This window comes from Corallococcus sp. CA053C (genome assembly GCF_003611675.1).
In the GTDB taxonomy this organism is placed as follows: Bacteria; Myxococcota; Myxococcia; order Myxococcales; family Myxococcaceae; genus Corallococcus.
The window spans coordinates 1-5952 of sequence record NZ_RAWA01000519.1 but is presented as its reverse complement, the minus strand read 5'-3'; the positions used below and the strand labels follow the sequence as shown (position 1 = coordinate 5952).

The following is a 5952-nucleotide window of genomic DNA, read 5'->3' as shown; positions in this document are numbered from 1 at the left end:
CCCCGACAGGCCGCCCTTCGCCGCCTGGGGAAGCCCGGCGCTGACGGTGAGCGCGGGGCGGAAGCGCCGCGCCACCACGTGGGCACGCCAACCTGGCTGGAACGCGTCCATCACGGACTCCAGCTCCGACTCGGACGGCTCCGTGTCCGAGCCTCCCAGGTACTTCGCCACGTGCACCATCGCGCCTCCCTCCGGTGCCAGCCGCGCGGAGGCCGAGTGCACCGACGCGTACCATGGCCCATCCACCCCGAGCGCGAACAGCGCGCCCGGCCTGGGCAGCGTCGACAGTCCCAGCTCCAGCGTCGCGGCCTTGATGGGGATGGCCTCCCGAGCCTCCCGCGCGAGCACCGCGTCCCCTGGCACCAGCGCCGCCACCTCCGCCGGGCTCCCCGCCACCACCACCGCGTCCGCGGCGTGCACCGTGCCGTCCGCGAGCCGCACCCCTTCCACCCGCGAGCCCCGGAGGACGACGGCGTCCACCCGGGCGGACAGCTCCAGCCGGGCTCCGGCCTCGCGCCCCTGTCGCTCCACCGCGTCCACCAGGGTGCTCCAGCCGCCATCCACGTACAGCACGTTGGCGGCGACCGCGGACTGGAGCTGCTTCACCGCCACCTGCGCGCTGAGCACCGTGTGGTCCGCGCAGTAGGTGGCCACGCGCACCAGGGCCCCCACGAGCGCCCGGCTGTCCTCGCGCGCCAGGCGGGTGTCCAGCCACTCGCGCGTCGACAGGGGGCCCAGCGGCGCGGTGTCGATGCGGGCCAGCCCCGCGAGCAGCCTGGCCACTTCGAGCTTTCCGGCGAGGGACAGCACGTCCGTGGTCATCAGCGTGACGGGCCCGCTGGGCAGCGTGTGCAGGCGGCCCGCGCGCAGGGCATAGGAGCCAGCCCCGGGAATGCCACCCGGGGGCTTCACGCCCAGTCGCCCCAGCACCCGCATCGCCGCCCCCGCCCGGTACAGCGCGTGCGGTCCCAGGTTGAAGCGGAAGCCCTCCACCTCCGTCGTCTGGGCCCGTCCGCCCAGGTGCTTCGAGCGCTCGTACAGCGTCACCTCGCAGCCACCGCGAGCCAGCAGCGCCGCCGCCGTGAGCCCGCCCAGTCCGCCGCCTACCACCGCCACCTTCATCGCCTGCATGTCCGGCCTCCCTGCGCGCACCCGGGACGTTCCAGGTGCTCTTGCGGGAACCACGATGGAGGGCCCTGAAAGGTTACAGCCCCGGTCACGGCACGGAACGACAGGGTCCAACGGTCGGGACACCTCCAGGCGTTCTTCAAGCCAGGAGCGCGTGCCCCTCCTTTTCAGGTGTCCTGCGCGAGACGCCGCGATGCCCCGGGCCTCCCGCGAGCGACAGCGCCCACAGCGGGAAGATGCGCAGGTAGGTGTCGTAGTGGATGGCGCAGGTGCGGTTGAACACGCCTGCCAGGGGCTCTTGCGGCCACCGGCCGTCCTCCCCCTGCCTCGCGCGAAGCCACGCGACTCCGCGACGCGTGGCCTCCGAGTCCACGTCCCCCGTGGCCACGAGCGACAGCAGGGCCCACGACGTCGTCACCGCGTGCCCCGTGGGCCCATCCACCCAGCGACGCTCGCGGCAGCTCCGCACCGTCTCGCTCCAGGAGCCATCCTCGCGCTGGTGGGCCTGGAGGAACGCGGCGGCCCTTCGCAGCGCGGGGTCTCCGGTGCCGACGCCCGCGGCCACCAGTCCCGTCACGGCGAACCAGGTGCCGTAGCTGAAGCACACGCCCCACGCGCCCTCCCAGCTTCCGTCCGGGCGCTGCGTGCGGCGCAGGAAGTCCACGCCTCGTGCGATGGCCCGCTCCACCGGTGCCGCCGGCCGCGTCTTCCGCCACGCCACCAGCGCCTGCACGCACGCGGACGTGCATTCCACGTAGCTGGTGTCCACCATGATGCCGGCGAACACGTCCGAGGGATTGAGCCGCTCCAGCCAGCGCGGCCCCCGCTGTCGCTCGTAGGTGGCCCAGCCTCCGTCGCGGTTCTGGAGTGAGAGGATGAACGCCACCGCCTGCTCCATCCGTTCGCGAGGCACGCGGTTGAGCCCCAGCGGCTCCAACAACAGACACGCCTTCAGCGCCTCCGCGGTGCAATCACTGATGGGCCATCCGTGGGCGCGCGTGCTGAAGGGCCAGCCGCCCCGACTCGGATGCCGGTAGAAGCGCTCGGCGTGCGGCGGATCCTCCAGCACCTGCTCCGCCTCCAGGAAGCAGCCCGCCCGCGCGAGCGTGTCCCGCGCCTCCTGCCCCGACGCCACCAGGGCCTGCACCGCGAACGCGGTGTCCCAGAGCTGCGAGGAGTTGTAGCCGTTGATCTTGATGCCATCCGGGGAGTGCTGGAGGTAGTCCGGCAGCCGCTCCAGGTGGGCTCGCACCTCCGGGCCCTCCGGCCGGACCAGGTGCCACACCACCGTGTTGAGCACCTTGTTGATGGGCCCGATGCAGACGTGGTGCGTGGCCTCGTCCTCCGCGCGGATCAGCGCCAGGGCTTCGTCCAGCGCGCGGGCGCGCAGCCGCTTGGAGTGGATCCTCTCGTACAGGCCCAGCACGCGGTTCACGGCGCGCAGCCAGATGCTTCGGGGCGTGTACGCGTCCGACGGGGCCACCCGGGCTCGCGCCGCCCTCCAATCCACGTCCGCGTACGGCTCGGGATACAGCTCACGCCGGAGCTCGGCCAGCAGGGGTGTCTCCACCGCGCGGGCCCTTTGGCCATAGAGCCAGCCCATGGGCAGGTACACCATGCGGCAGTGGCACCACAGCCGCGACGGATGGAACGGCAGCGCTCGCGGCAGCAACCACAGCTCGGGAGGAACAGGATCAATCCCGTCGTAGGCGTAGAGCCCCAGGAGCGCGAGCACGAACTTCCCCCAGGAGCCGCTGCCGAGCGGACCGCCCCGGGGCAGGAACCACGCCCGCGCGCGGAGGAGGCCCGGGTCGTCGGCGCCCACGCCCATCAGCCGCAGCGCCACGTAGTTGAGCACCGTCGTGAAGACCCGGCTGGGCGACTCCACGTCGAGCCCCCACCCACCATCCCCGTTCTGGTGCCCGCGCAGGTGGGTGAGCAACCCGTCCCGCGTGCGCGCATCCGGGGTCCTCCCCATCACATACAGCCCGGCCACATACACCGGGCTCAGGAAGAGCGGGCCGCCGTAGTCGCCCTTCCAGGAGCCATCCGCCTCCTGGGTCCGGGCCAGCACGTCGCGGGCCCGCGAGCTCATGTCCTCGCCTCCGGGGCACGGGGCACCCGCGAACAGTCCGCGTAGAGCGCCCGCAGCGCGGCATCCGACGCCACCCGCTCCTGCGTGAGCACCATCAGCGCCCGCACCGCCTCCCGGCCCATCTTCACCGGAACGGGGTCGAACACGGCGGGGTTGCCCTCCAGCGCGTTGAGCGTCAGCACCGCGAAGAAGAGCGGGTACAGGCAGAACAGCCGCAAGCCGGGCTCCTCGGTTGGCAGGGCCAGCGAGTATTCGAGCGCGACGTCCAGCTCCCCACGCGCCACCGCCACCAGTTCCTCCATCAGCGCGACCGCCCGCGCGCGGTGCCCGGGCAGCACGAGCGTGGCGGGCTCCAGCCCGTGCGCGGCCATCCGGTCCCGGGGCAGCCAGCAGCATCCCCGGTCCAGGTCCTCGCGTACGTCCTTCAGGATGTTGGTGAGCTGCAGCGCCCGTCCAAAGGCCACGGCCCGTGGGACGAGCCGGGCCTCACGCGGGACGACCCACGCCGAGGAGGCGATGAAGAGCCCGGTCAGCATCTCCCCCACCACGCCCGCCACGTAATAACAGTACAAGGACAGGGCCGGGAGGTCGGGCAACCCCCTGACCCCAGCGCCGCCTCCATGCGCCTGTTGGATGTGATTCATCCCATCCGTCATCGTGCGCACGCACCGCGCGACGTGCGGGTGCACCCAGGCAGGCAGCGAGGCCAGCGTCTCCAGCACCGTGGACGTGCCCGCGACCAGCTCCGCTTCCGCCACCGGGGCTCCGCTTCGCAGCGCGAGCCGCGCCCGCTGAGAGAAGGACTGGCCGCGGGCCTCCCAGCCCGGCCCCAGCGCCACCAGTCCCGCCAGCTCTTCCAACAACCCTCCCTGGAGTGCACCCGGAGCCTCGTCCTCCAGCGTGTCCGCGATGCGGCACAGCAGGTAGGCCACCGTCACCGCCAGGTCCAGCGGCTCCGGGAGCAGGGGGATGTTCAGCGCGAATGTCCGGGACACCCGGGGCAGCTGCGTACGGCAGAAGGACTCACCAGGGACCACCATGCCTGCCTCCTCTTCGTGCGGCGCGTTGCACCAATGGCTATTCGTCAATGGCAGACAATCTGTCTCGTGACCGGGTGAGGGCCGCGTGGGGGACGTCGATGTGGTGATTGCCGGTGGCGGGCCCGCGGGTTGCGCGGTGGCGGCGGCGCTCGCCGAACTGGGGTGGTCCGTCCTGCTGCTCGACGCGGGCGTGGACCGCCACAAGCAACTCGCGGGCGAGCTGCTCCACCCCACCGGGGTGCGGGACCTGCGCGCGCTGGGCTTCGGGGACGTCGTGGACGCCTGGACGTCCCAGCCCGTGCGCGGCTTCGCGGTGCGCTTCCATGCCCCCACGCACACCCTCATCCTGCCCTATGGACGCGGCGTCACCGGGCTGTCGCTCGAGCATGCCAACCTCACCGTCCCCCTCCAGGAGGCGGTGTCCCGACGTCCTGGCGTCACCCTGCACGGCCGCGCCCGCATGACGGCCGTGGACCACAACGACGAGCACGGCGTCCACCTGCGCTTCTCCCACGAGGGCGCCGAGCACACCGTGAAGGCCCGGCTGCTCGTGGCCGCGGACGGACGCGCGTCGCCCGTGCGGCGGATGCTGGGCATCGCCGAGCACCACGTGCGCATCTCCACCATGCTGGGCGTCACCGTGGACAGCGCCTGCCTGCCCTACCCCGACCATGGACACCAGTTCGTGGGGGGCCCGCTGCACGCGCTGGCCTATGCCATCCAGCCCGGCGTGGCGCGCGTGATGGTGGATCTCCCCCTGGGCAGCACGGCCCAGACGTTGAAGGCCCATCCGGAGCTGCTGCTCGCCCTGCCCCCCGGTCTGAGGTCCGAGGTCCGCCAGGCCCTGGAACAGCAACCCGCGCCGCGCATGGCCTCCAATGACGACCGGCTGGCGGAGACCGTCTGGGCGGGCAGCGCCGTGCTCGTGGGCGACGCCGCCGCGTGCTGCCATCCGCTCACCGCCAGCGGCATGGCGTCGTGCTTCCACGACGCCCGCGCCCTCCAGGAGGCGCTGCACCGCCACGCGGGCCACATTCCCCGCGCGCTCGAACGCTACGCCCATGAGCGGCGGCCGGCGCAGCGCACCCGCGTGGCGCTCGCCTCCGCGCTGTACAGCGCCTTCGCCGGCCAGGACGAGGGCATGCGGGCGCTGCGCCTGGGGCTCTTGCACTACTGGGAGCACAGCCCTCGCGGCGCGCGCGCGTCCATGGCCCTGCTCTCCTCCGAGGAGCCGCGCATGCGGGTGATGGCGCGCGAGTACCTGCGCGTCGTGGGCCATGCGCTCGCCGCGATGCTCTCCACGCGCGGACAGGGCGGCCGGCTGCGCTCCGCCGGGCCCCTGCTGCGCTCGGCCGGGCCCCCCCTGAGGGATGCCGTGGCGAGCGCGATGGAACAGTTGGGAAGCTGGCTGCATCGTCGCGTCCGCCGTCCCGTCTACACGCTGGCCCGGGCGGGCTGGGCGTCCCCCAGGCGCGCCTTCGCGTCCAACCGGTAGCTCCGGCCGCGCCAGTCCACCTCGCGCGACAGCCGCGCGGACAGCGCCACCCCCATGCCCAGCAACGGCAGCACCGCCGGCACCCAGAAGTGACGGGGCGCGACGCGCGGCCCGTGGCACTCCCGCTGGAGCCTCAGCTGGCTCCACACGGAGAAGCCAATCGGCAGCGCCGCGATGGCCCCGAGCCCCCAGGC

5 protein-coding genes are annotated in these 5952 nt (G+C 73.0%); 1 reads left to right on the top strand and 4 read right to left on the bottom strand.

All coding sequences use genetic code 11. From position 1 onward, the window contains the following. The 3 genes from D7V97_RS38905 to D7V97_RS38895 all read right to left on the bottom strand — a co-directional run. Positions 1–1131, bottom strand: a 1131-nt coding sequence (locus tag D7V97_RS38905; RefSeq protein WP_120615643.1) for an NAD(P)/FAD-dependent oxidoreductase, incomplete at its 3' end; no start/stop codon positions are given. A 136-nt stretch (positions 1132–1267) separates the two neighbouring features. After that, a complete protein-coding gene (locus tag D7V97_RS38900) occupies positions 1268–3223 on the bottom strand; it encodes a 2,3-oxidosqualene cyclase (RefSeq protein WP_120615642.1) in 1956 nt (651 codons plus the stop codon). Beyond that, positions 3220–4263: a squalene/phytoene synthase family protein gene (locus tag D7V97_RS38895; protein WP_120615641.1), complete on the bottom strand. Its 1044-nt coding sequence runs from the start codon at positions 4261–4263 to the stop codon at positions 3220–3222. Before D7V97_RS38895 ends, D7V97_RS38900 begins: the two co-directional genes overlap by 4 nt. A gap of 85 nt (positions 4264–4348) precedes the next feature. Here D7V97_RS38895 and D7V97_RS38890 point away from each other — a divergent pair, with 85 nt between their 5' ends. Next, the gene (locus D7V97_RS38890) at positions 4349–5758 is read left to right on the top strand and encodes an NAD(P)/FAD-dependent oxidoreductase (RefSeq protein ID WP_120615640.1); all 1410 of its coding nucleotides are present in this window, start codon (positions 4349–4351) and stop codon (positions 5756–5758) included. On the opposite strand, the gene D7V97_RS45020 is transcribed toward D7V97_RS38890, so the two are convergent. Further along, on the bottom strand, positions 5698–5952 hold a 255-nt coding region (locus tag D7V97_RS45020; protein ID WP_158623545.1), incomplete at its 5' end, for a hypothetical protein. The genes D7V97_RS38890 and D7V97_RS45020 overlap by 61 nt on opposite strands.